The 21,561-nt window shown below is 69.4% G+C and carries 21 protein-coding genes and 1 tRNA gene; 10 read left to right on the top strand and 12 right to left on the bottom strand.

The genetic code is table 11. From position 1 onward, the window contains the following. Positions 1 to 6: 6 nt before the first annotated feature. From K0817_RS08295 to K0817_RS08285, 3 genes are read right to left on the bottom strand one after another with little or no spacing between them, the layout of a single operon-like run. Positions 7 to 936 carry a type II secretion system F family protein gene (locus tag K0817_RS08295; protein WP_253735263.1) on the bottom strand — a complete coding sequence of 310 codons (930 nt, stop codon included), beginning with the start codon at positions 934 to 936 and terminating at the stop codon, positions 7 to 9. Beyond that, on the bottom strand, positions 933 to 1,790 hold the full coding sequence (locus K0817_RS08290) for a type II secretion system F family protein (protein WP_219981012.1): 858 nt from the start codon (positions 1,788 to 1,790) through the stop codon (positions 933 to 935). Before K0817_RS08290 ends, K0817_RS08295 begins: the two co-directional genes overlap by 4 nt. Next, positions 1,787 to 2,935 (bottom strand): ATPase, T2SS/T4P/T4SS family, encoded by a 1,149-nt coding sequence (locus K0817_RS08285; protein ID WP_219981011.1) that lies wholly within the window; start codon positions 2,933 to 2,935, stop codon positions 1,787 to 1,789. The genes K0817_RS08290 and K0817_RS08285 overlap by 4 nt, the downstream gene beginning before the upstream one ends. 102 nt (positions 2,936 to 3,037) lie before the next feature. Between K0817_RS08285 and K0817_RS08280 the strand changes: the two genes are divergently transcribed. The 3 genes from K0817_RS08280 to K0817_RS08270 all read left to right on the top strand — a co-directional run bounded on the left by K0817_RS08280 (position 3,038) and on the right by K0817_RS08270 (position 4,253). Beyond that, positions 3,038 to 3,250: a PLDc N-terminal domain-containing protein gene (locus K0817_RS08280; protein ID WP_219981010.1), complete on the top strand. Its 213-nt coding sequence runs from the start codon at positions 3,038 to 3,040 to the stop codon at positions 3,248 to 3,250. Between the two features lie 68 nt (positions 3,251 to 3,318). Then, positions 3,319 to 3,400: transfer RNA gene (locus tag K0817_RS08275), tRNA-Leu, on the top strand. A gap of 73 nt (positions 3,401 to 3,473) precedes the next feature. After that, entirely contained in the window at positions 3,474 to 4,253 is a 780-nt protein-coding gene (locus tag K0817_RS08270; protein WP_219981009.1) for a VTT domain-containing protein, read from the top strand. Between the two features lie 9 nt (positions 4,254 to 4,262). On the opposite strand, the gene K0817_RS08265 is transcribed toward K0817_RS08270, so the two are convergent. Beyond that, positions 4,263 to 5,201, bottom strand: a complete 939-nt coding sequence (locus K0817_RS08265) for a Ku protein (protein WP_219981008.1) — start codon at positions 5,199 to 5,201, stop codon at positions 4,263 to 4,265. Between the two features lie 46 nt (positions 5,202 to 5,247). Here K0817_RS08265 and K0817_RS08260 point away from each other — a divergent pair, with 46 nt between their 5' ends. Then, entirely contained in the window at positions 5,248 to 7,794 is a 2,547-nt protein-coding gene (locus K0817_RS08260; protein WP_219981007.1) for an ATP-dependent DNA ligase, read from the top strand. Positions 7,795 to 7,804: 10 nt separating this feature from the next. On the opposite strand, the gene K0817_RS08255 is transcribed toward K0817_RS08260, so the two are convergent. Beyond that, positions 7,805 to 8,716, bottom strand: coding sequence for a cation diffusion facilitator family transporter (locus tag K0817_RS08255; protein WP_219981006.1), 912 nt, complete (start codon positions 8,714 to 8,716; stop codon positions 7,805 to 7,807). A gap of 105 nt (positions 8,717 to 8,821) precedes the next feature. Between K0817_RS08255 and K0817_RS08250 the strand changes: the two genes are divergently transcribed. Then, the gene (locus tag K0817_RS08250) at positions 8,822 to 10,438 is read left to right on the top strand and encodes a CocE/NonD family hydrolase (RefSeq protein WP_219981005.1); all 1,617 of its coding nucleotides are present in this window, start codon (positions 8,822 to 8,824) and stop codon (positions 10,436 to 10,438) included. Positions 10,439 to 10,449: 11 nt separating this feature from the next. On the opposite strand, the gene rdgB is transcribed toward K0817_RS08250, so the two are convergent. Genes rdgB through murI form a run of 3 tightly spaced genes read right to left on the bottom strand, consistent with a single transcriptional unit; the run spans position 10,450 to position 12,712 of the window. Further along, the gene (gene rdgB, locus K0817_RS08245; RefSeq protein ID WP_253735262.1) at positions 10,450 to 11,055 is read right to left on the bottom strand and encodes an RdgB/HAM1 family non-canonical purine NTP pyrophosphatase; all 606 of its coding nucleotides are present in this window, start codon (positions 11,053 to 11,055) and stop codon (positions 10,450 to 10,452) included. A gap of 50 nt (positions 11,056 to 11,105) precedes the next feature. Beyond that, positions 11,106 to 11,852 (bottom strand): ribonuclease PH, encoded by a 747-nt coding sequence (gene rph / locus K0817_RS08240; RefSeq protein ID WP_219981003.1) that lies wholly within the window; start codon positions 11,850 to 11,852, stop codon positions 11,106 to 11,108. A 14-nt stretch (positions 11,853 to 11,866) separates the two neighbouring features. After that, complete coding sequence (gene murI, locus K0817_RS08235; RefSeq protein ID WP_219981002.1) at positions 11,867 to 12,712, bottom strand: glutamate racemase; 846 nt, start codon at positions 12,710 to 12,712, stop codon at positions 11,867 to 11,869. 41 nt (positions 12,713 to 12,753) lie between these two features. Between murI and K0817_RS08230 the strand changes: the two genes are divergently transcribed. Then, positions 12,754 to 14,103 (top strand): nicotinate phosphoribosyltransferase, encoded by a 1,350-nt coding sequence (locus tag K0817_RS08230; RefSeq protein WP_219981001.1) that lies wholly within the window; start codon positions 12,754 to 12,756, stop codon positions 14,101 to 14,103. Positions 14,104 to 14,121: 18 nt separating this feature from the next. Here the strand turns inward: K0817_RS08230 and K0817_RS08225 are convergent, their stop codons facing one another. Genes K0817_RS08225 through K0817_RS08215 form a run of 3 tightly spaced genes read right to left on the bottom strand, consistent with a single transcriptional unit; the run spans position 14,122 to position 17,416 of the window. After that, positions 14,122 to 14,388, bottom strand: a complete 267-nt coding sequence (locus K0817_RS08225) for a DUF3039 domain-containing protein (protein ID WP_219981000.1) — start codon at positions 14,386 to 14,388, stop codon at positions 14,122 to 14,124. Between the two features lie 41 nt (positions 14,389 to 14,429). Continuing rightward, positions 14,430 to 15,995 carry a hypothetical protein gene (locus K0817_RS08220; protein ID WP_219980999.1) on the bottom strand — a complete coding sequence of 522 codons (1,566 nt, stop codon included), beginning with the start codon at positions 15,993 to 15,995 and terminating at the stop codon, positions 14,430 to 14,432. Continuing rightward, entirely contained in the window at positions 15,971 to 17,416 is a 1,446-nt protein-coding gene (locus tag K0817_RS08215; RefSeq protein WP_253735261.1) for an ABC transporter ATP-binding protein, read from the bottom strand. The genes K0817_RS08220 and K0817_RS08215 overlap by 25 nt, the downstream gene beginning before the upstream one ends. A gap of 195 nt (positions 17,417 to 17,611) precedes the next feature. Between K0817_RS08215 and K0817_RS08210 the strand changes: the two genes are divergently transcribed. The 4 genes from K0817_RS08210 (at position 17,612) to K0817_RS08195 (ending at position 20,075) form a co-directional block, all read left to right on the top strand. Then, positions 17,612 to 18,304 (top strand): NTP transferase domain-containing protein, encoded by a 693-nt coding sequence (locus K0817_RS08210; RefSeq protein WP_219980997.1) that lies wholly within the window; start codon positions 17,612 to 17,614, stop codon positions 18,302 to 18,304. An 85-nt stretch (positions 18,305 to 18,389) separates the two neighbouring features. Beyond that, positions 18,390 to 19,373 (top strand): hypothetical protein, encoded by a 984-nt coding sequence (locus K0817_RS08205; protein ID WP_253735260.1) that lies wholly within the window; start codon positions 18,390 to 18,392, stop codon positions 19,371 to 19,373. Between the two features lie 120 nt (positions 19,374 to 19,493). Next, positions 19,494 to 19,796, top strand: coding sequence for a hypothetical protein (locus K0817_RS08200; protein ID WP_219981585.1), 303 nt, complete (start codon positions 19,494 to 19,496; stop codon positions 19,794 to 19,796). A 48-nt stretch (positions 19,797 to 19,844) separates the two neighbouring features. Next, complete coding sequence (locus K0817_RS08195) at positions 19,845 to 20,075, top strand: hypothetical protein (protein WP_219980996.1); 231 nt, start codon at positions 19,845 to 19,847, stop codon at positions 20,073 to 20,075. A gap of 126 nt (positions 20,076 to 20,201) precedes the next feature. Here K0817_RS08195 and K0817_RS08190 read toward each other — a convergent pair. Then, on the bottom strand, positions 20,202 to 21,561 hold a 1,360-nt coding region (locus K0817_RS08190), incomplete at its 5' end, for a DUF222 domain-containing protein (RefSeq protein ID WP_308211894.1).

The raw sequence follows: 21,561 nt of genomic DNA, 5'->3' as shown, positions 1-21,561 counted from the left end.
GCGAGGTCAGCCGATACCCAGTCGAAGCATGAAGATCCCGGGGAACACCGCGAACAGGACGCTCAACGGCAAAATCAGGAAGACCAGCGGAACCAGCATGTAGATCTCCTTGCGCCCGGCCCTCTCGATGAGGCCGCGCTTGGCGTCCTCTCGCGCATCGAGCGCCTGCGCGTGGAGGACGTGCGCGAGCGGCGCGCCACGATCGATCGCGGCGACGAGCTGGTCGACCGAACGCGAGAGCGCGGGAACCTCCAGGTCGGCTGCCATCCTCCCGAGCGACTCGGACAGGGACGATCCGGTTCCGGCGGCCACGACCACCCCGCGAAGCTCGGCCGTGAGCTCACCGGCGCCGACATCGCCGACACGGCGCAGGGAGTCCAGCAGCCCTTCACCCGCCGAAAGGCACAGCGCGAGAAACTCGAGTACGGTCGGCAACTCCTCCTCGATGCGGGCCACCCGGGCTCGCGAGGCGCGCGTGAGCCACGCGTCGCATGCGAACGCGCCGCCGACCGCAGCCAGCGGTGGCAGCAGTCCGAGAGCCGCCGACCCGCGCCCGAGCAGCACCAGCGCCACGACCACCGCCCCACCCACGGCCAGCCCGACGACGGCCCATGCGAGCTGCCGGCCTCGGAAGTGCGCGGGATCCATCGTCCACCCGGCGCGCTTGAGGCGCCGCGCGACAGCTTCGTCTCCACCGACCGCGTCGGCGAACCGGCGCTGCAGCGCAACCCACGCCAGGGAGGGATCGTATCCGGGCCGTGCGGACACATCGAGGCCCCGCGGATCGGTGACGTCGCGGATGTAGGGCGCGATGCGCCGGGCCAGGCTGGGCGCGCCCCAACGCGGCGCCAGGGAAAGCAGGAGGCAGGCGCCGACACCGAGCGCGGTGCCCAGCACGACCGCGTAGGCCAGATCCCCCGCGCCACCGCCGATCACCCGAACCACCGCCGTGGTTGCGGGAGCCGGCCGAGCCGGATCATCACGCGATAGGCCACGAACGAGACCGCGGCCCCGGCGAGGATGAGCGCGATACCCTCCGCACTCCCGTACGCCTTCGCACCCTCGGGACGCATCGCCAGAAGCGCCAGGATGACCCACGGCGCCGCGACGCCGAGCACCGCCGCACCGCGGATCCACGATTGTCGGGACTCGACCTCGGCCCGCAGCGCCGCGTCGGCGCGGACGGATGTCGCCAATGCCCGCAGCACGGCGGTCAGCTCCGTGCCGCCGACCTGGCGCGCCATGCGCAGCGTCTCGACGATGCGATCAGCCACCGGGTCGGCCAGATTCGCTTTGAGCCGCTGCGCGCTGGAGTCGAAATGACCCGACGCCGATACGTCGCGGGCGAAGGCCGCGAAGGCGGGCCGCAGGTCCGCCGGCGCGGAATCAGCCAGACTCGCGACCGCGTCCGGAAGCGACATACCCGCCCGCACGGACGCGATGAGCAGGTCGCACACGTCGGGCCACAGCGTGCGGCGGGTGCGCAGCAGACGCGAACGGCGCGCGCGCAGCCAGGCGAACGGGGCGAGCGCGCCAGCGGCGGCCGCCACGAGCGACAGGACAGGAACCTGAGTCAGGAGCCACGCGGTGGCCGCGGCGACGACAGCGCTGCACGCGGCCACGACGACGACCGAGGTTGCCGACATCCGCGCCATGCCCGAGTCCTCGAGCAGCCGCGAGAGGCGGCTCGGCCTGGCAGCCTCAGCGCGTCGCAACCCCGACGGCCACAACCAGGGCGAGAGGACCAGCAAGATCCCCGCCGCGAGCACCGCGCCCCAGACGAAGGTCATGCCCCGCCCGCCCGGTACAGCGTCCGCGCCGAGATCACGCCGCCGTCGACCCCGGTCGGAGCGACGATCTCGACGACACGACGAGCGCCGGACGCATCCCGCTCGCAATGGACGACGAGATGAACGGATGCTGCGACCGCCGGGAGCACGAACGACGAGTCGATATTGCGCCCGGCCAGCAGGGGAAGCGCGGCCAGCTTGCCCAGCGCCTCGCGGGCCGAATTCGCGTGGATCGTCGCGGCGCCCGGCACTCCGGTGTTGAGCGCCAGCAACAGATCCAAGGCCTCCGCGTCGCGCACCTCACCGACCACGAGGCGATCGGGGCGCATGCGGAGCGCTTCTTTCACCAAGCGCCGCAGTGTCACCTCGCCGGTTCCCTCGAGACTCGGCTGCCGACCCTGCAAGGAGACGATGTCTGCGGCGCGCACGGCGAGCTCGAACGTCTCCTCCACGGTCACGATCCTGTGGGTGGGAGGGCAGGCAGCGATGAGTGCGCCCAGGAGCGTGGTCTTGCCCGCGTGGGTGGCTCCCGACACAAGCACGGACCGACCCTGCACCATCGCCTCTTGCAGCAGATGCGCAGCCGACGGATCGAGCGAGCCCGCCGCGACCAGCCTGCCGAGATCGCGATACGCCGGCAGGAACTTGCGGACGTTCACCGCCCAGTGGCGCCTGGTGATGTCGGGGATCACCACGTGAAGGCGCGAGCCGTCGGGCAGGGAGGCGTCCACGAACGGCTGGCTCAGGTCGACGCGACGGCCGCTGGACTGCAGCATCCTCTCGACAAGATCGCGCACGGCGGTCTCGGTGAGGACGAGCGGCGTCTGCTCCGGGACTCCCCCGCGCGCCACGAAGATGCGGTCGGGGGCGTTGATCCACAGTTCCTCGACGGTGGGATCGTCAAGGTACGCCTGCAGCGGTCCGTAGCCGGCGACCGTGGCGAGCACGTCGCGGACGCACGCGGCCTCGTCGTCGACGGGGGCGAGCCCGCGCGCGAGCGCGAAGTCGTTGTGCCTGCGTACCTCGGCACGGGCGATCTGTGCGGCGAGGTCGGGATCCCGCGACGGATCGGTGCGCTCGGCGCGAAGCCTCTCGCGCACGCGCTCGGCGACGAGCGCGGAAACGGGCGTCGCGGCGAGGGTCACCGAAGCATCCTCGCAAGTCACGGCCGAGGCCTTCCGAAGTTATCCACAGATGCGCATCGCACGGCGGCGGGGCAGGATGGTCTGAACGACGGAAGGACGATCATGGACAGGACCAAGACGGAACTCTCTCGCGCAACCAAGGCGGGGCTCGGCATCGCCGGGATCGTGCAGGTCGTGTTCGCCTTCTTGGCGTTCTGGGACCTCGCCAATCGAGACGCACGGGAAGTGCGTGGACCCAAGGCGGCGTGGATCCCGGCGATCCTGGTCAACTGGATCGGTCCGGCCAGCTACTTCCTCTTCGGCATCCGCCGCTAGCCGCGCGTGACATCCGGGGGTCTTCCCCCCAGCCGCGACACAGGCGCGTCAGTAGACTGAACCCACTCGCGGGAGTGGTGGAATTGGCAGACACGCAGGATTTAGGTTCCTGTGCCTCCGGGCGTGTGGGTTCAAGTCCCACCTTCCGCACGCGGACTCTTGGCGACCACTGGGAACCGCCGACTCTGTACCGCCGACACCTCGACCGACGGGAAACCTCACCGTGCACGCAGTACCCACCGCCCTGATTCCTTGGCTCGATCCGGCCGCGATCATCGCATGGGCAGGCCCGTGGGCGCTCGTGGTCGTGTGCTTCATCGTCTTCGCCGAGACAGGGCTGCTCGTCGGCTTCCTGCTGCCGGGTGACACCCTCCTCGTCATCGCCGGACTGCTGTCGCACTCCACCGCGGCCGCGCCGAACGGCGTCTTCGGGATCAGCGTGTGGTGGGTGGCACTCCTCATCGGGCTCGCAGCGTTCGTCGGTGGTGAGGTCGGCTATCTCATCGGCCATAAGGCTGGGCCTGCGGTGTTCGAGCGCAAAGAGAGCGGTGTGTTCAGCGTCAAGAATGTCGAGCGCACCAATGCGTTCTTCGAGCGCTTCGGGGGCCTCACGATCATCCTCGCCCGCTTCGTGCCGATCGTGCGCACCTTCGCACCCGTCGCAGCCGGTGTCGGCCATATGCACAAAGGCAAGTACACGCTCTACAACCTCATCGGCGCGGTCATCTGGGGCTTCGGTCTGACGATGTTCGGCTACGCCATCGGCTTCATCCCGTTCGTGCGCGACCTGGTCACCGAGTACATCGACGTCATCCTGCTGATCGCCGTGGGCGGCACGGCCGTGGTCACTCTCTGGCACTACCTCCGCGAGCGCAGCAAGGCGAAGAAGGCGGCCGCTGCCGGCCAGGACGTCGTCACCGACGAGTCCGAGGCCGAAGCGCTCGTCCTGGATCCCGAGGTCTTCGAGCGCGGCCCCGAGCACGGCGACGCGCCGAAGAGCTGACCTCGCGCGTCAGGACGCCTTCTTCTTCGCCGCCGGCTTCTTCTCGGCCGTCTTCTTGGCCGCCGGCTTCTTGGCCGACGAGCCGGATGCCTTGCCCTCCGACGTCGCGGAAGTCCCGGCATCCTTCTTCGCCGTTCCCTTCGAGTCCGAGCCGCTGCGCGCAGCGCGGGACTTCTCGACGCTCGCGCGCAAGGCGGCCATGAGGTCGATGACCTCGCCGCCGGCCTCCTCTTCCTCGTGGTCGCCGAACGTCTCGGCGGTGTCGACCGCGTCGCCCTTCTCGAGCTTCGCCTCGATCAGCGTGCGCAACTCGGCCTGGTACTCGTCGGTGAACTCCTCGGGATCGAAGTCGCTCGCGAAGCTCTCGACGAGGGATGCCGACAGCTCGAGCTCCTTCGCAGAGATCCGCACCGACTCGTCCAGTGCTGGGAAGGCGGCCTCGCGCACCTCGTCGGCCCACAGCAACGTCTGCAGCACCAGCACGTCACCGCGGACCCGCAGCGCCGCGAGGCGCGTCTTCTGCCGCAGCGAGAACCGCACGATCGCCGTGCGCTCGGTCTGCTCCAGCGTCTTGCGCAGCAGCACGTAGGCCTTTGGAGAGGCCGAGTCCGGCTCGAGGTAGTACGCGCGGTCCAGTGTCAGCAGATCGATCTGCTCGCTCGGCACGAACTCGACGACGTCGATCTCGCGGCTCTTCTCGGCAGGAAGCGACGCGAGGTCGTCTTTCGTGAGCACGACTGTCTTGTCACCGTCGTCGTACGCCTTGTCGATGTCGGAGTACGGCACGACCTCCCCGTCGATCTCGCAGATGCGCTGATAGCGGATGCGTCCGCCGTCCTTGTTGTGCACCTGGTGCAGCGAGACGTCGTGGTCTTCGGTCGCGGAGTACACCTTGACTGGCACGTTCACGAGCCCGAACGTCAGTGCACCCTTCCAGATCGCCCTCATCCCACAAGTACACACCGGCAACACCGGTCACGGCTACCCTGAACCCATGCCGGGCGGAGAGCAACTGGTGCGGATCGGCGGAAGGCGCCTGCGCATCACCAACCTCGACAAGGTGCTCTACCCCGAGACGGGCACCACCAAGGGCGAGGTGATCGACTACTACACGCGCATCGCCGAAGTCATGATCCCGCACGTGGTCGGGCGGCCCGTCACGCGCAAGCGGTGGCCCGACGGCGTGGGCACCGAGGACGACCCCGGCATGGTGTTCTTCGCGAAGGACCTCGAGCGGGGCGCGCCCTCATGGGTGAGACGGATGCCGATCCCGCACTCGACCGGAGCGAAGGACTACCCGCTCGTCGGCGACGTGCCGACCCTGGTCTATCTGGCGCAGGTCGCGAGCCTCGAGCTGCACGTGCCGCAGTGGCGCTTCGCTCCGGACGGCGACCGGGGCGACGCCGACCGCCTCGTGCTCGACCTCGACCCGGGCCCCGGGGTCGGGCTCGCCGAATGCGCCACGGTCGCCGGCTGGGCGCGGACGATCCTCGAGGGCATGGGTCTTGAGCCCTACCCGGTGACCAGCGGCAGCAAGGGGATCCACCTGTACGCGGCGCTGCCGCCCGGGCAGTCGAGCGAGCAGGCGTCGGCACTGGCGAACGAGCTCGCCCGGGCGATCGAGGCCGATCATCCCGACCTCGTCGTGAGCAGCATGAAGAAGTCCGAGCGGGGCGGCAAGGTGCTGATCGACTGGAGCCAGAACAACGGCTCGAAGACGACGATCGCCCCATACTCCCTGCGCGGGCGCATGCATCCCACGGTCGCCGCCCCGCGCTCGTGGGACGAACTCGAGGAGCCCGAGCTGCGGCATCTGGAGTTCACCGAGGTACTCGAGCGCATCGAGGCCATCGGCGACCCGATGGCGCCTCTCGGGTTCCACGCCGGCGGACGTGAGGCCGAGACCGGTCCTTTGGGCGCCTACATCGCCAAGCGCAGCGCGGATCGCACCCCCGAGCCGGTGCCGCGCAACCCGCTCGGCGCCGCGCCGAGCGACGAGAAGCCCCGGTTCGTCATCCAGGAGCACCACGCCTCCCGTCTGCACTGGGACTTCCGCTTGGAGCGCGACGGCGTGCTGGTCAGCTGGGCGGTGCCTCGCGGCGTGCCTCACTCGTATAAGCGCAACAATCTCGCCGTCCAGACCGAGGACCACCCGATGGAGTACGCCACGTTCGAAGGGACGATCCCCGCGGGCGAGTACGGCGGAGGCACGGTGACGATCTGGGACGACGGCCGCTACGACCTCGAGAAGTGGCGTGACGACGAGATCATCGCGACGTTGGAGGGCCGCCCCGGCGGTCCGCTCGGTCGCGTCCGCCTGGCCCTCATCCGCACCGAGGGCGAGGGCGAGAAGTCCAGCTGGCTGCTGCATCGGATGAAGACGGATGCCGACGGTCGGCCGCAGGCGGACGGCACGCCGGTCGAGCCGACGCCGCAGGCCGACGAGCCTCGGCCCCCGGCATCCGCCCGCCGCCCCGCTCCCCCGGTGACGTCATCACGCGGAGCGGACGCCGAGGCAGCCGCCGACGCAGACGCTGAACAGCGGGACTCGGCCGGCGATCTGCGTCCGATGCTGTCCACGTCGGCGACGCCGGCGGCGGCCGGTCAGGCGGCGCAACGGTGGGGCGAGCCGGCCTGGGTCGAGATGAAGTGGGACGGCATCCGCGCGGTGGGTTCGTGGGACGGCTCGCGGTTGCGGCTGTACGCGCGCAGCGGCAACGACATCACCCACCGCTACCCCGAGCTGACCGCAGTGGACGCGGGTCTCGGCGACGAGCCCGCGGTGGTGGACGGCGAGCTCGTCGCACTCGAACCGGACGGGCGGCCGAGCTTCCCGCTGCTGCAGATGCGCATGAACCTGGAGCGCGCGGGCGACATCACCCGTGAGGCCCGCCGCACCCCGGTGCGCTACTACCTCTTCGACGTGCTCTCTCACGACGGCGACGACCTCGCCGATCTGCCGCTGCGGGAACGCCGCGAGGTCCTCGAGGCAGTGGCCGACAACACCGTCGAGGCCATCGCGGTGCCACCTGTCTTCGACGACGTCGACGCCGCCCTCGACGTGAGCAGGCAGTTGCGATTGGAAGGCATCGTCGTGAAAGACCCGGCGTCGCGCTACCGCCGCGGCGGGCGGTCGGAGGCGTGGCTCAAGGTGAAGATCACTCACACCCAGGAGGTGGTCATCGCCGGTATCCGGCCCGGCAAGGGCAGTCGCAGCGGTACGTTCGGCTCACTGCTGCTGGGCATCCCCGGCGCGGACGGGTTGCAGTACGCCGGGCGGGTCGGCACCGGCTTCAGCGAATCGACCCTCGCGTCGCTGATGAAGAAGCTGCTGCCGCTGCGCGTGGACGACAACCCCCTGATCGGGGTGCCGCCGCTCGACTCCCGCGATGCGCTGTGGGTCCGCCCCGAGCTGGTCGGCGAGGTCGAGTACGGCGAGTTCACACCGGGCGGAATCCTGCGCCACTCCCGCTGGCGCGGACTGCGACCCGACAAGAGCCCTGACGAAGTGCGACGCGAGGATCAGCTCGCAGATCTGTGAGCCCGACGCCCTACGCGTGCGCGCCGTGCTCGATGTGTCCGGCGGGCTCGAGCTGGAACGTCGAATGCGCGACGTCGAAGTGCTGCGACAGGCACGTCTGCAGCTGGCTCAGGATTCCGGAGGCCTTGCCGTCTTGCAACGCAGCCCCGTCGACGACAACGTGGGCCGAGAACACCGGGGCGCCGCGCGTCAGCTGCCACACGTGCACGTCGTGCACGTCGACCACGCCCGGGGTGGCGAGGATGTGGTCACGGATCTCGCGCACGTGCGTGCCCACCGGCGCGGACTCCGCAAGGACCGAGACGACTTCGCGCAGCAGCCCGATCGCGCGCGGGATGATCATGGCCGCGATGAACAGTGACGCGATCGCGTCGGCCTGTGCCCATCCGGTCATGAGGATCACGATCGCCGCGACGATGACCGCGGCCGAGCCGATGAGGTCGCCGAGCACCTCGAGGTAGGCGCCACGCACATTTATGCTGCGGCGCTGCGCCGAGCTCAGCAGCCACATCGCCACCGCGTTGGCGATGAGACCGACGATCGCGACGCCCAGCATGAGACCGCCTGCGACCTCGACATCGGAGGGCGACACGAGGCGCGACACGCCTTCGACGGCGACCCACGCCGACAGCGCGATGAGGATGATGCCGTTGACCAGGGCTCCGAACACCTCCGCGCGCTGGTATCCGAAGGTGCGGCGATCGTTGGCCGGCCGTGCGGCGACCATGCTCGCCACGAGGGCGATCACCAGGGCGGCGGCGTCGGTGAACATGTGCGCGGCGTCCGCGAGCAGCGCGAGGGAACCCGAGAGCGCAGCGCCGATGATCTGGACGACCATCACCACCGTGGTGATCGCGAGCGAGATCGCAAGCAGGCGACGGTTGCCCACCCCGCGGACCCCACTCGGCGCATGTTCGTGCATGCCTCCAGGCTAGGCGGCGGACTCGGCCCGGGCGGCGCGCTTCGCCTACTCGGGAATGAGTGTCCTTCTCGCGCACTGAGGGCGGCTGGGTGCTAGCGTGCCGCTGTGACGCAGCGCACGACGCCCACGACCGATCGGCCCTGGCGACGTTCCGGTGCCGGGCGATACGCCATCGAACGAATCTCCCGGATGCTGCGACCCCCGGTCGTCGTGACGCCAATGGATCGTCGCGTGCGCAAGCAGCAGGACGTCGAGATCCCGATGCGGGACGGCACCATCCTGCGGGCCAACGTCTATCTGCAGGCCGGCGCCGGCCCCGTGCCGGCCATCCTCTGCGCACACCCCTATGGGAAGGACGTCCTTCCCCGTCGCACCCGGCGCGGCTATCGCATCAAACCGCAGTTCCGTGCTCTTCGCCAGACCGGGCAGCTTTACATCTCGGACGAGACGAGCTGGGAGGCGCCCGACCCGTCGTGGTGGGTGCCGCACGGGTTCGCCCTCGTCAACCTCGACGTGCGCGGGTCGGGTCGCTCGGACGGCGTCGGATCGCTCATGAGTGACGCCGAGGCGCAGGACCTCCATGACGCGATCGAGTGGATCGCACGGCAGGAGTGGTGCGACGGCGGCGTGGCGATGCTGGGCGTGTCGTATCTCGCCATCTCGCAGTACAAGGTGGCCGCCACCCGCCCGCCGCATCTGCGGGCGATCGTGCCCTGGGAGGGGTTCACGAACGCGTACCGTGATCTCTTCTATCCCGGCGGCGTCCGCGAGGTCGGCTTCTCGCGGCTGTGGACGACACTGGTGCGCCGATCAGCGCGTATGGTGCCCGACCTCGGTGCCGAGGCTGCCGCGCGTCCCGACGAGGACGCGTGGTGGGATGCGCTCGTGCCCGATCTGGAGCGGATCGAGGTGCCGATGCTCGTGTGCGGCAGCTTCTCGGACGCGAACCTGCACACGAGGGGCTCGTTTCGAGCCTTCCGCGAGGTCTCGTCCTCCGTCCGCCACCTGTACACGCACCGCGGCGGAAAGTGGGCGACCTTCTACAGCGACGAGGCGAAGGCGGCGCAGCTCGCCTTTCTCCAGACACATCTCCAGGATGCTGCCCACGCTCTGCCGCGCGTGCGGCTGGAGGTCCGGGAGCGGCGCGACGAGGTGGTCGCGGTCCGCCACGAAGACCGATGGCCCCCGCATGGCGAGACCCGCGCGCTCCATCTGAGCGGCAACGGCACACTCGACGCTGCCGTGCCTGGGGACGCTTCCCGGGTCACGTTTCGGGCACGCCGCGAGGCGGCGGTCTTCTCGTGGATCTTCGACGAAGACACCGAGGTCACCGGCGAGGCTCGCGTCCGGCTGTGGATCAGCGCAGCCGACGACACACCTCTGTCGCTGTTCGCCGGGCTGTCGAAATGGACCGCCGGCCGCTTCGTCTCCTTCGAGGGCTCCTACGGGTTCGGGCGGGATTACGTCGCAACGGGCTCTCGCAGGATCCTTGCGACCCGAGAGCCGCAGCCAGTCGAGATCGGGCTCGCACCGTCCGCCACGCTCTTCCGTGCGGGCGACGAGCTGCGCCTTCACGTCGGCGGGCGTCAGTTGTCGCCGCGCAATCCGCTGTGGGGATCCTTCCCTGCGCTCTATCGCTCGAGCCCGCGCGTCACGTGCACAATGCACGCGGGACCAGGGCATCCCTCAGCGCTCGAGCTGCCGATCACCTCACGCGGCTGAGCCGGCTCGGGTCACAGTCCAGCCAGAAGCGGCGCCAGCGCCGCGAACGCGCGCGAGCGGTGGGATTGCGCGTTCTTCTCATCGGCGGTCCATTCGCCGACCGTCCGCTCGGCGTCCGCGGGCTGGCCGTCCGGCACGAATACGGGGTCGTACCCGAATCCGCCGGTGCCCGACGCCGCCGTCGCCAGGCGCCCGGGCCACACACCTTGGACGACATGCTCGCGCGCGGCATCCGACCCGTCCGACTCGGCCGGTATCACCAGGGCGATCGTCGACACGAACTGTGCGGTGCGATGTGGATCGCGGATGTCGGAGAGCTGGTCGAGCAGCAGATTCAGGTTGGCGGCGGCTTCCTTCGCATGCCCGGCCCAGTACGCCGAGAAAACGCCCGGAGCACCGCCCAGTACGTCCACGCAGATTCCCGAGTCGTCCGCGAGGGCGGGCAGCCCCGTGTGTGCGGCGGCGGCGCGCGCCTTGATCAGGGCGTTCTCGGCGAAGGTGACGCCGTCCTCGACCGGTTCGGGTCCGTCGTAGCCGATCACCTCGAAGTCAGGGCGGGTCGCCGCGACGATCGCCTGGAACTCTTCGACCTTGTGCGGGTTGTGCGTCGCAAGCACGATTCTGCGTTTCGGCGCGCTTCTCCCGCTCAACGACCGGCTCCCATCCGTCACTCCGCCGAGACCGGCTCGAGCGCGGCCAGCTGATGCCCGCGCAGCGCCGCGCAACCGTCGACACCGAGCTGCAGGAGCGCGTCGAGCTCGCGCTTGTCGAAGGGCGCCCCTTCGGCGGTGCCCTGCACCTCGACGAACAGTCCCCGGCCCGTCACGACCACATTCATGTCGGTCTCGGCGCGGACGTCCTCGACGTAGGCGAGATCGAGCATCGGCTCCCCATCGATGATGCCCACCGAAACGGCCGCGACCGAGTCGATGAGGGGCGTGGCCTTCTGGCCGATGAACTTCTTGGCGCGTCCCCACTCGATCGCATCGGAGAGTGCGACATAGGCACCGGTGATCGCGGCGGTGCGCGTGCCGCCGTCCGCCTGCAGCACGTCGCAGTCGATGACGATGGTGTTCTCGCCCAGCGCCTTGGTGTCGACCACCGCGCGCAGCGCCCGCCCGATCAGTCGCGAGATCTCGTGCGTGCGCCCGCCGACCTTGCCCTTGACGCTCTCGCGATCGTTGCGGCTGTTGGTCGCGCGCGGAAGCATCGCATACTCGGCGGTGACCCATCCTTTGCCCTTGCCGACGAGCCAGCGCGGAACCCCGTTGGTGAAGGAGGCGGTGCACAGCACTTTCGTGCCGCCGAAGGAGATGAGCGCAGATCCCTCGGCATGGCTGGACCAGCCGCGCTCGATCGTGATGGGGCGCAGCTGGTCGGCGGCACGGCCGTCCGCGCGGACGAGATCGGTCATAGGGGCTCCTCGGGTCAGGCGGTCGGAAGATCGATGGCGCCGGTCTGCACGAGCCGGACGGAGGTCACCTCGCGGCCCATCAGGCGGTGCGCGAGTTCGAGGAAGTCGTCCGCCGAGTCACCGGTGGCCTCGTAGAGGTGCCGGGGCGTGGCATCCGGACCCGCCAGCAGATTGCGTGAGACCAGTTGGCGGTAGACGTCCTTCGCGGTCTCGGTGTCGCTCGAGACGAGGCTGACCTCGGGGCCCATCACATAACTGATGGCGCCCTCGAGGAACGGGTAGTGGGTGCAGCCGAGCACGAGTGTGTCGACGCCGGCGTGGCGCAGCGGTGCGAGGTATTCCTCGGCGACGGCGAGCACCTCGGCAGAGCCGGTGACGCCCGCCTCGACGAACTCCACGAAACGGGGACAGGCCTGCGCGAACACGGTGAGGCGCTCGTTGACCTCGAGCATGTCTTGATAGGCGCCCGAGCCGATCGTCCCGGCCGTTCCGATCACTCCGATGCGCCCGTTGCGCGTCGTCGACATCGCGGTGCGCACCGCCGGGCCGATCACCTCGACCACCGGCACGTCATACCGTTCCCGCGCGTCGCGCAACATCGCCGCCGAGGCGGTGTTGCACGCGATCACGAGCATCTTCACGCCCTGATCGACGAGCGCGTCGAGGATCTCGAGCGAGTAGCGGCGCACGTCCGCGATCGGCTTCGGTCCGTACGGCGAGCGCGCGGTGTCGCCGATATAGAGGACGGACTCTCGCGGCAGCTGTGCGGAGACCGCGCGGGCGACGGTCAGTCCGCCGACACCGGAGTCGAAGATTCCGATCGGCGCGTCAGCGCCGTCCTGAGACTGCCGAAAGGTCACGATGCCCCAGCCTACGCCAGGCGGTCACTAGGCTGACCCGCATGACCCTTCGACAGACTCAGAACGGCGGCCCTTCGACGGCATTGCTGACCGACCGATACGAGCTCACGATGGTCGATGCGGCCCTGCGCGATGGCACCGCCGAGCGGCGCTGCGTGTTCGAGCTGTTCGCCCGCCGCCTTCCCGGCGCGCGGCGTTTCGGCGTCGTCGCGGGAACCGGGCGCCTGCTCGAGTTGATCCGGGACTTCACCTTCGGCGAAGACGAGCTGCGCTTTCTCAGAGACGGGAAGGTGGTGGATGCCGCGACTCTCGACTTCCTCGAGAGCTACCGTTTCTCCGGCTCGATCGCGGGGTACCGCGAAGGCGAGCTGTACTTCCCCGGTTCGCCGATCCTCACCGTCGAGGGGACGTTCGCCGAGGCCGTCATGCTCGAGACCCTCGCCTTGAGCATCCTCAACCACGACTCCGCGATCGCCACCGCCGCGGCGCGCATGAGCATCGCCGCGGGCGACCGGCCGCTGGCCGAGATGGGCTCGCGCCGTGCGGCGGAGTCCTCCGCCGTCGCCGCCGCACGCGCCGCCTACATCGCCGGGTTCGGCGCCACCTCGAACCTCGAAGCCGGACGACGCTGGGGCATCCCCACGATGGGAACCGCCGCGCATTCGTGGACTCTGCTGCACGACACCGAGGAGGACGCCTTCCGCGCACAGATCGAGGCGCTGGGAGTGGACACCACGCTCCTCATCGACACGTACGACATCCGGGAGGGGGTCGCGACCGCGATCAGGCTCGCGGGCACCGGACTCGGCGGCGTCCGCATCGACTCCGGCGACCTTCCGACGGTCGCCGCCGACGTGCGCGCGCAGCTGGACGAGCTGGGCGCCACCGGCACCCGCATCACGGTCACCAGCGACCTGGACGAGTTCGCGATCGCAGCGCTCGCGGCATCCCCCGTCGACGCGTACGGCGTGGGCACCTCTGTGGTCACCGGCTCGGGAAGCCCGACGGCGGGCATGGTCTACAAGCTGGTGGCGCGGGAGGATGCTGCAGGAGGCTGGGTGGCGGTCGCGAAGGCATCCACCGACAAGGGCTCGAAAGGCGGGCGCAAGGCCGCGTTCCGCACGCTCGACGATGGGACGGCGACGAGAGAGCTCATCGCCGTCTCGGACGGGTTCGAACAGCTCATGACGGCGCCGCCCCAACCGGGTGCCCGCGCACTGCAAGTGCCGCTCATGGCCGACGGAGAACCGGATGCCTCGTTCGAAGGCGTCGCCGGCGTTCAGGCAGCCCGCACCCACCATGCCCGGGTGCGCGAGGAGCTGCCGGTGCGGGCGCTGGCCCTCAGCCGCTCCGATCCGGCGATCCCCACGGTCTACATCGACGCGGAGTGAGGCCGCTCGGCCCCCCGGTCAGCCGCCGAGGGTCTCGTAGATCTCTTTGCACGTCGGGCAGATCGGGAACTTCTCGGGGTCACGACCCGGAGTCCACTTCTTGCCGCACAATGCGCGCACCGGCTTGCCGGTGATGGCCGACTCGAGGATCTTGTCCTTCTTGACGTAGTGCGAGAAGCGTTCGTGATCGCCCGGCTCGACGCTCTCCTCGCGGATGAGCTCTTCGAGCTCGCGGTCGAGGGTCGCGAGTCCACCCTGATCGGGGCCTTCGACAGGTGTGCTCATGGTGAGTCAGTTTAGCCCTTCGGCAGTCCGAGGGACCCGGCTCAGGTCGCCTCCGCGAACTCCATGATGCGCCCCCCGCGGCGCTCGAAGGCGAGCGCACCGACGACGACACCGATCACCAGCACGGTGACGCCCACGCCGATCCCCGTCCACATCGCCGTGGTCGCGGCACCGGTCTGGTCGTTCAGGGCCCGCCAAGACCACCACAGTGCCGGCGCTGCCAGTGCGAGTGCCCCGACCATGACCAGGGCCTGTGCGACCGCGCTCGTCGCGCTCGTACGCTGCGGCTGCTGGAATGGGCTCTCACCGGGTCGGGAGACAGGATAAGGAGCAAGTACAGACGACACGCTCGAGAGTCCGAGCCCGGCCAGGAAGAGAGACGCGCACACCCCGACCATGGCGGGCAGCAGCGCCCATCGACCATGCATCGAGACCGCGATCGGGACTGCGACGGCCAGCAGCGGTGCACCGACGAGCAGAACGGGCACGAGTCGACCCACGCGGTCCGACACGCCCCGCACGCCGCTGGCGACATGCATCCACACCGCGGTCGAGTCGTATGCCACGTCGTTGTGCGGCAGCCACCCCAGGAACAGGGCCGCGAACGGAACCGGCACGAGCACGACGATCTCGGGCGGAACCCCCGCGATGAGCAGCGGCACGACGGTGATGGCGGCGGCGACCGGAATGATCAGCGCGTTGACAACGTAGCGCCGATCTCCGAACCAGTAGTGGAGGCTGCGCGCCGCGATCGCGCCGCCGGGCGTGCCGGGCGCCACGGCGAACCAGCCCAAACCGCCCCTGTCGCGAGTCGACAGGGGGCGCTCAGTGGTGGTGAGCAGGCGGTGCACAGCCCAGGCCCACAGCAGACCGAGGACGGCGACGGTCGCTGCGGCGATCGCGAACGTGAGCCAGACCTGACCGCCTGTCGCCCCCACTCCAGGCAACGCCCAGGCCGCGCCCAGTGGCGTGAGGGCGAGCGTCGAGACTGCCTCGACAAGCTGCGGCGGAACCGTGCCCTCCCATTCGAGCGAAGCGAGGAAGACCCCAACGGGAACCACCACGACCAGCACGACCAGCACGAAGACGCCTGACAACTCACGAGAGCGCCGCTCCCGCAGGAACAGCGACGCGAGCGCCATGCACACGCGGGCCACGAGGGAGCACGTGACGACTCCGAGGACGAGACCGAGAGTAGTGAACACCGGCGGAACACCATGGTCGGACCAGACGATCGCGGCACACACGGCGATGGACACCAGGACGAGCACGGGGACGCTGACCAACCCCACGACGGCGAGCACGGCGGCCAGTCGTCCTCGGGAGGGCGGGAGGAGAGCGAACCGTCGCGGGTCGAGAGGATCCTCAGCCGCGCCGATGAGCGGGGCCAGTGCGAATCCGAGCGTCACGCCCGAACCGCCGAGGACGGTCACGGCAAGCACGACCTCGGTCTCGGCATCCCGCATCGTCAGCATCGCCCAGCAGGCGGCTGCCGTCGCGGCAGCGAGGATCACCAGGCCCGCGACCACTCGGACGACGTGGGCGGGACGCCCACGTACGGTGCCGAGCAGCAGCGCCAGCCTCAGTCGGAGAACGTGTGCAGCCATTCCAGACCCTCCACGTCGCTCAGGCCGCCGGCAAGCTCGACGAACCGCTGCTCGAGCGTCAGTTCGCCGCGAACTTCGTCGACGGTGCCCTCCGCGAGCACCTGGCCGGCGACGAGGACGGCGACGCGTGTGCAGACGCGCTCCACCAGGTCCATGCCGTGGCTTGACAAGATCACCGTGCCCCCGTGAGCGACATATGTGGAGAGAATGTCGAGGATGATGGCGCTCGAGACCGGGTCGACCGCCTCGAACGGCTCGTCCAGCACGAGCAGTCGCGGTGAGTGGATGAGGGCCCCCGCGAGCATCACCTTCTTGAGCATGCCGGCGGAATAGTCCGAGACGCTGCGCCCCAGCGCGCCCTCGAGATCGAACGCCCTCGCCAGGTCGGCCGTTCGACTCTCGACCACGGCCGGAGACAGGCCTCGCAGCACCCCGTAGTAGTACAGCAGCTGCCGGCCGGTGAGGCGATCGAACGTGCGCAGGCGGTCGGGCAGCACACCCATCAGCTTCTTCGCCGCGAGCGGCTTGGCCGCGGCATCCACCCCGCCGACGCGGATCGTGCCCCGATCGGGATCGAGCAGCCCCGCGATCATCGACAGGGTGGTGGTCTTGCCGGCGCCGTTCGGGCCGACGAGACCGTAGAACGTGCCGGCGGGCACAGTCAGGTCGATGCCTTCGACAGCGTGGGTGCCCCCGAATCTCTTGGTCACGCCCCGCAGCACGAGGACATCGCCGGATGCCGCCGCAACAGGTGGCGGCACGACCGGGTCCTCAGCGGCTTCGGGAACAGGTTCTGCCCACGTCTGCCCATGGATCGTGGCTTCAGCCTCGATCGGCGTGTGCGACTCGATGGCCTCCGTCGGCTCGGGGTCGACCGGCGCCTCGGGGTCGTCCTCCGCACCGGCGCCGGGGACGACCGCGGACCCGTGCTGGACACCCGTCTGGGGCTCGGGGATTTCGGGCTCGGACTCGGCGACCTCTGTCTCGGGCTCCGGCTCGGGCTCGGGCTCGGGCTCCGGGGTTTCAGGTTCGGCGGTCTCGGGTTCGGGTTCGGCGGTCGCTGCAGGCTCGGTGGTCTCGCGTTCGGGTTCGGCGGTCTCTTCAGACTCAGCGACGCGCGGCGCGGACGCGGAAACCGGAAGCGGCGGCTTCGGCGGCACCACAATGCCGGCGGCGACGATCGCTGCGACGTCCAGATCGGTCGGCAGCGGTGGAGGCGGGCCAGGATCCGCCGGGGCCTTCGCGGGGCGCCGGGGGGTGGTCGCGGGCTTGCGTCCGCCCTTGGACCGCGGCTTGCGCGGGGCTTCGTGCGCGTCGGAGGGAGGCTTCACCGTCGCGGGAAGCCGGACGACCGGCGCACTGGCGTGACCGTCCGGCTCTTCCGGATCGATGTCATTCGGCATCGGGAAGGAGGCTGTCACCGAACCAACGTATCAAGCGCCCCTGGCAGACGGGGAAGCGGGTGAGGCCCAATCTCGACATCCGCGTTATGTCACGAATCGGCAACGTCGGCCGATCATTCTGCACGTTCCCAGGCGCCATCGCTACCATGGGCGAGGCACGAAGGGGTGTCTCGTCGGTGAACCGACAGTGAATCGTGGACTTCAGGAGTTACATTGACCCTTCAAACCGTTATCCTTGCAGCCGGCATGGGCTCGCGACTCGGGCGAAGCCTGCCCAAGCCGCTGACCGAACTCAGCGACGGCCGCAGCATCATGCAGCAGCAGCACGACAATATTCGCGCCGCTTTCGGCCACGACGCCGAGATCACCACCGTCGTGGGGTACCGCGCGGAGGCGATCGTCGAAGCATTCCCCGACGTCCACTACGTGTACAACGACCGGTACGACCAGACCAACACGTCCAAGAGCCTTCTGCGCGCTCTTGCGAAGACGGGCAAGGGCGGCGTGCTCTGGATGAACGGCGACGTCGTCTTCGATCCCCTGGTTCTCGGACGCGCGATCGAGCTCATCGAGCGCGACCAGTCGTTCGTGACCGTGAACACGTCCAAGGTCAGCGACGAAGAGGTCAAGTACACGGTCACGGCCGAGGGCCACATCAAGGAGCTCTCCAAGACCGTCAAGGGCGGTATCGGCGAGGCTGTCGGCATCAACTACATCTCGAGCCGCGACAAGAAGGCGTTCATGCGCCAGCTGGGCCGCGTCGACGATCAGGACTACTTCGAGCGAGGCCTCGAGCTGGCGATCGTGGAGGACGGTCTCCTGCTGGAGCCGCTGGACATCTCTGACCTGTACGCCGTCGAGGTCGACTTCGCCGAGGATCTCGAGCGCGCGAACCTCTTCGTCTGACCTCGGGACGCGGCTAGACCCGCAGGCGAACCGGCGCGTGTCAACCCCGGGCGCGCGGTCAGCGCTGCCGGTTAGGATCGGCCCGATGGCCGACAAGGTGCACCGCATCCACACCATGCCCGACGATGCTCCGTGGCAGGGCGGGCTGCCGCCTGCCGGATCAGACGAGCATCCGCGCACGATCCGTGCGCTGGACCGCGTACTGGCCATCCAGCGCCCCGTGGTGCTCACGCATCTGCGAAGCATCCGGCTGCGGCATCCGGATGCCTCTTCCGCCGAGATCGTGCGGATCCTGGAGCGGCGGTACCTGGCCGCAGTGACGACCGGTGGCGCCGCCGTGGGCGCGACAGCGGTCGTACCGGGCATCGGCACTGGCGTCACCCTCGCTCTCAGCGGTGTGGAGACGGTGGCGTTCCTCGAGGCGACCACGCTCTTCGCACAGTCCGTCACCGAAGTACACGGCATCCCCGTGGCCGACCCGGACCGCGCCCGCGCGCTCGTCCTCACCCTCATGCTCGGCAAGGAAGGCATCGACCTCGTTGCGCAGCTCGCCGGCCAAGCGGCCGGTCGAGGACCCTCCCGCGACAAGTACTGGGGCGAACTCGTCACGAAAACGCTCCCGCGCGCCGCCGTCGGGCCTCTCGTCGACAGGCTCAAGACGAGCTTCATCCACCAGTTCGCCGCGCGGGGTGGCGCATCCTGGATCGGCAAGGCGCTGCCGTTCGGCATCGGGGCGGCGATCGGCGGGGCCGGCAACAACATCCTGGGGAGGCGGGTTCTGGTGAACGCGCGCCGCGCATTCGGGCCGCCTCCGGCGATCCTCCCTCCCGATCTGGAACCGCGCCCGGGAGCGCAGCGCCTGGAACGGGCGGCGGGGCTGGGCATCCGCAGGGCCGGCGGGGCCGTCATCGGAGGGGTGACCCGCAGCGCCGGCGCCGTCGGCCGACTCGGAAGCAGAGTCGTGCGACGCCCGAAGCGAGAGATCGAGGCCGCGAGCGAGCCGCACGTGCCTGAGCCCCACCCTGACGCGCACCAGCCCGGTCCGGAGGCGTCCGGCGACGATCACTGAGCCTCGCGACTCCTCCCCTGCGGTGCCGTCGCGAGGCCCCGCCGGGGACTTTGCACAGCGGGCTCCGATTCCCGTGGAATCCTGTCCCTGGCGTCGGATCCGGCTCCTACGGTGGCCGGCATGCTGCACGCTCTCGAGTCCGACGAACCCCGCCCGCCGCTTGCTTACCGCGTGCCGTGGCGCGTCGACCGCATCTACGACCGGCATCCGCTCGTCACCAACGCCGGTCCCGTCGCGGTGGATTTTGTCCGTGTGTTCCTCGACCTCGGACGCGATGGCGTCACCGAGCACTGGGGGCAGATGCCGCCCGGCGACACCGCGGAGCTGTGCCTATGCGACGCCGACCCCGACGAGACCGTCGTGACGCTCTCGTGGTTCCGGCCGGAAGATGGCGAGGAATACCTATGGCGGTTCGTCTTGTGAATCCCCGAATTATGAGCTCGGATGCCTCCCGGGGGTGAGAATGGCGGTATGGGATTGTTCGTCCAGCGACCGGAATTCAATGATGAGCTCCCCGGACTGCCGGGAGAGCCGCTGCGCGTTGAGACGGCGGCAGAGAGACCGGTGGATGCCGCGCCCGTCGATGCCGCGTCACTCGACCTCCTGGGATTGGGTGGATCCGGCACGGTGGAGTCGATCGTCTTTCCCGTCGCTCCGGTGATCGAGATCGCGCAACCCCGGGAGTCCGGCGAGGACGAGTAGCCGCGAGTCGGGAATTGCGTTGGGACCGAAAGGGGCCGCTCCGCGGGCCTTGTGCCCGGCACTCGCAAGCGCATGTCGCGGACGCTATCGACGCCCGCGGGTCACGAGACCACGTCGCGATTCACGCTAGAAGGGTGCGCCGTGGGTAGAGAAGTCGCGGGGTGCGGTGAAGACCGGGATCTTGCGTTCGGGTTGCACGATGTACCGCCGCCCGGCGGGTGAGAGCCATTGGATGGCGCCACCACTGCCTTCGATCTGGGTCACTGTCCAGTCCGAGTTGTCTTTGACGATGTGATGGCCCTTGCACAGGGGTGTCAGGTTCTCCAGGTCGGTGTCGCCGCCGTCATTCCACCGGATGGTGTGGTCGATCTCGCACCTGCTGGCGGGGAGGGTGCAGCCGGGTCCCATGCACCGGTCGGCGCGCCATTTCACCAGTTTGCGGAGTGCGGCGGGGGGTTCGTACCGGTCGCGGCCGACGGAGAGGACCATCCCGGTCTCGGGGTGGGTGAGCACCCGCATCCATCTCCCGTCCCCACCGCACAACTCCCGCGCCCGGGGCAACGGGATGGGGCCGATGCCTTCCACCACCGGCGGATCACAACTCTCCGCCACCTCATCCTCCAGCAGGGCCAGCGCGGGGACGGTGACGACCACGGTGGCACGGATCCCGTGCGCCGCGGCGGGGATGGTGTCGGTGGTGCCGTCGATGAGCAGGTCACAGACCACATCGGCGCGCACCTGATCCAACGCGCGAGTGTCCTCAGCGTCGCGGTCGTGCTGGTCGCGGTCGTTCCGGCGGCCGGTGATGGTCTTGGCGATCGCGGTCACCCGACCGTGGATGGCCTGCACCTCCACCAGCGGCGCATACACGCACAGGGTGCCCATCCCGTCCCGCCCGGGCTCGACCCAGACCCGCCGCTCCCGCACCGCGTCCCGATGCCGCTCCTCCAAAGTGCGGGCTTGCACCGTGTCGATCAAAGTGCGCAGCGCCCGCCGGAACGATCCCACCGGCTCCGCCTCCGCCAACCCCACCGCCTTCTCAACGACCTGGCCGCGTAGCTCCGTCGGGACCTCGTCGATGAGATCGACGAACACCTCGGCATGCTTCTCCGTGATCCGCCCCGCCGACAACGACGCCAACACCCCCGGATACCGGCCCGTCAACGCCTCCGCGAGCACCAGGAGCCTGCCGGCGGTGTACTCGGTGACCCGCATCGCCGCCGCCAACTCCAACCGGATCGACCGCTCCACGATCTCCAACACCCCGACACCACGCCCCACCGCCTCAGCGAGCATTTCCCGCCGCATCGCATCGATCCGCACCAAGCGTTCCGCGGCGAACACCGACATCATCGTCGCCGTCTCCGTCACCAGATCCACCGCATCCGGCACCGGCATCCACTCCGCAGCATCCGGAACACCCTCCCAACCCCACAGGTCCGAAGGATCGATCTCGGAAGCATCCGCCATACCCCAACAGTAGTAA

Origin of the sequence: Microbacterium sp. HD4P20, from assembly GCF_019449275.2 — a bacterium.
In the GTDB taxonomy this organism is placed as follows: domain Bacteria; phylum Actinomycetota; class Actinomycetes; order Actinomycetales; family Microbacteriaceae; genus Microbacterium.
The sequence above is the reverse complement of the archived record's forward strand: the minus strand, read 5'-3'. Positions and strand labels throughout refer to the sequence as shown.

Excerpts from the sequence above, each read along its gene's own strand:
- K0817_RS08255 (WP_219981006.1), bottom strand. The coding sequence starts at position 8,716 with ATGCACGAACATGCGCCGAGTGGGGTCCGCGGGGTGGGCAACCGTCGC.
- K0817_RS08290 (WP_219981012.1), bottom strand. The coding sequence starts at position 1,790 with ATGACCTTCGTCTGGGGCGCGGTGCTCGCGGCGGGGATCTTGCTGGTC.
- K0817_RS08230 (WP_219981001.1), top strand. The coding sequence starts at position 12,754 with ATGACCCTTCGACAGACTCAGAACGGCGGCCCTTCGACGGCATTGCTG.
- K0817_RS08280 (WP_219981010.1), top strand. The coding sequence starts at position 3,038 with ATGGACAGGACCAAGACGGAACTCTCTCGCGCAACCAAGGCGGGGCTC.
- K0817_RS08205 (WP_253735260.1), top strand. The coding sequence starts at position 18,390 with ATGGCCGACAAGGTGCACCGCATCCACACCATGCCCGACGATGCTCCG.
- K0817_RS08225 (WP_219981000.1), bottom strand. The coding sequence starts at position 14,388 with ATGAGCACACCTGTCGAAGGCCCCGATCAGGGTGGACTCGCGACCCTC.
- K0817_RS08265 (WP_219981008.1), bottom strand. The coding sequence starts at position 5,201 with ATGAGGGCGATCTGGAAGGGTGCACTGACGTTCGGGCTCGTGAACGTG.
- K0817_RS08260 (WP_219981007.1), top strand. The coding sequence starts at position 5,248 with ATGCCGGGCGGAGAGCAACTGGTGCGGATCGGCGGAAGGCGCCTGCGC.
- K0817_RS08200 (WP_219981585.1), top strand. The coding sequence starts at position 19,494 with ATGCTGCACGCTCTCGAGTCCGACGAACCCCGCCCGCCGCTTGCTTAC.
- K0817_RS08195 (WP_219980996.1), top strand. The coding sequence starts at position 19,845 with ATGGGATTGTTCGTCCAGCGACCGGAATTCAATGATGAGCTCCCCGGA.
- K0817_RS08220 (WP_219980999.1), bottom strand. The coding sequence starts at position 15,995 with ATGGCTGCACACGTTCTCCGACTGAGGCTGGCGCTGCTGCTCGGCACC.
- rph (WP_219981003.1), bottom strand. The coding sequence starts at position 11,852 with ATGACCGATCTCGTCCGCGCGGACGGCCGTGCCGCCGACCAGCTGCGC.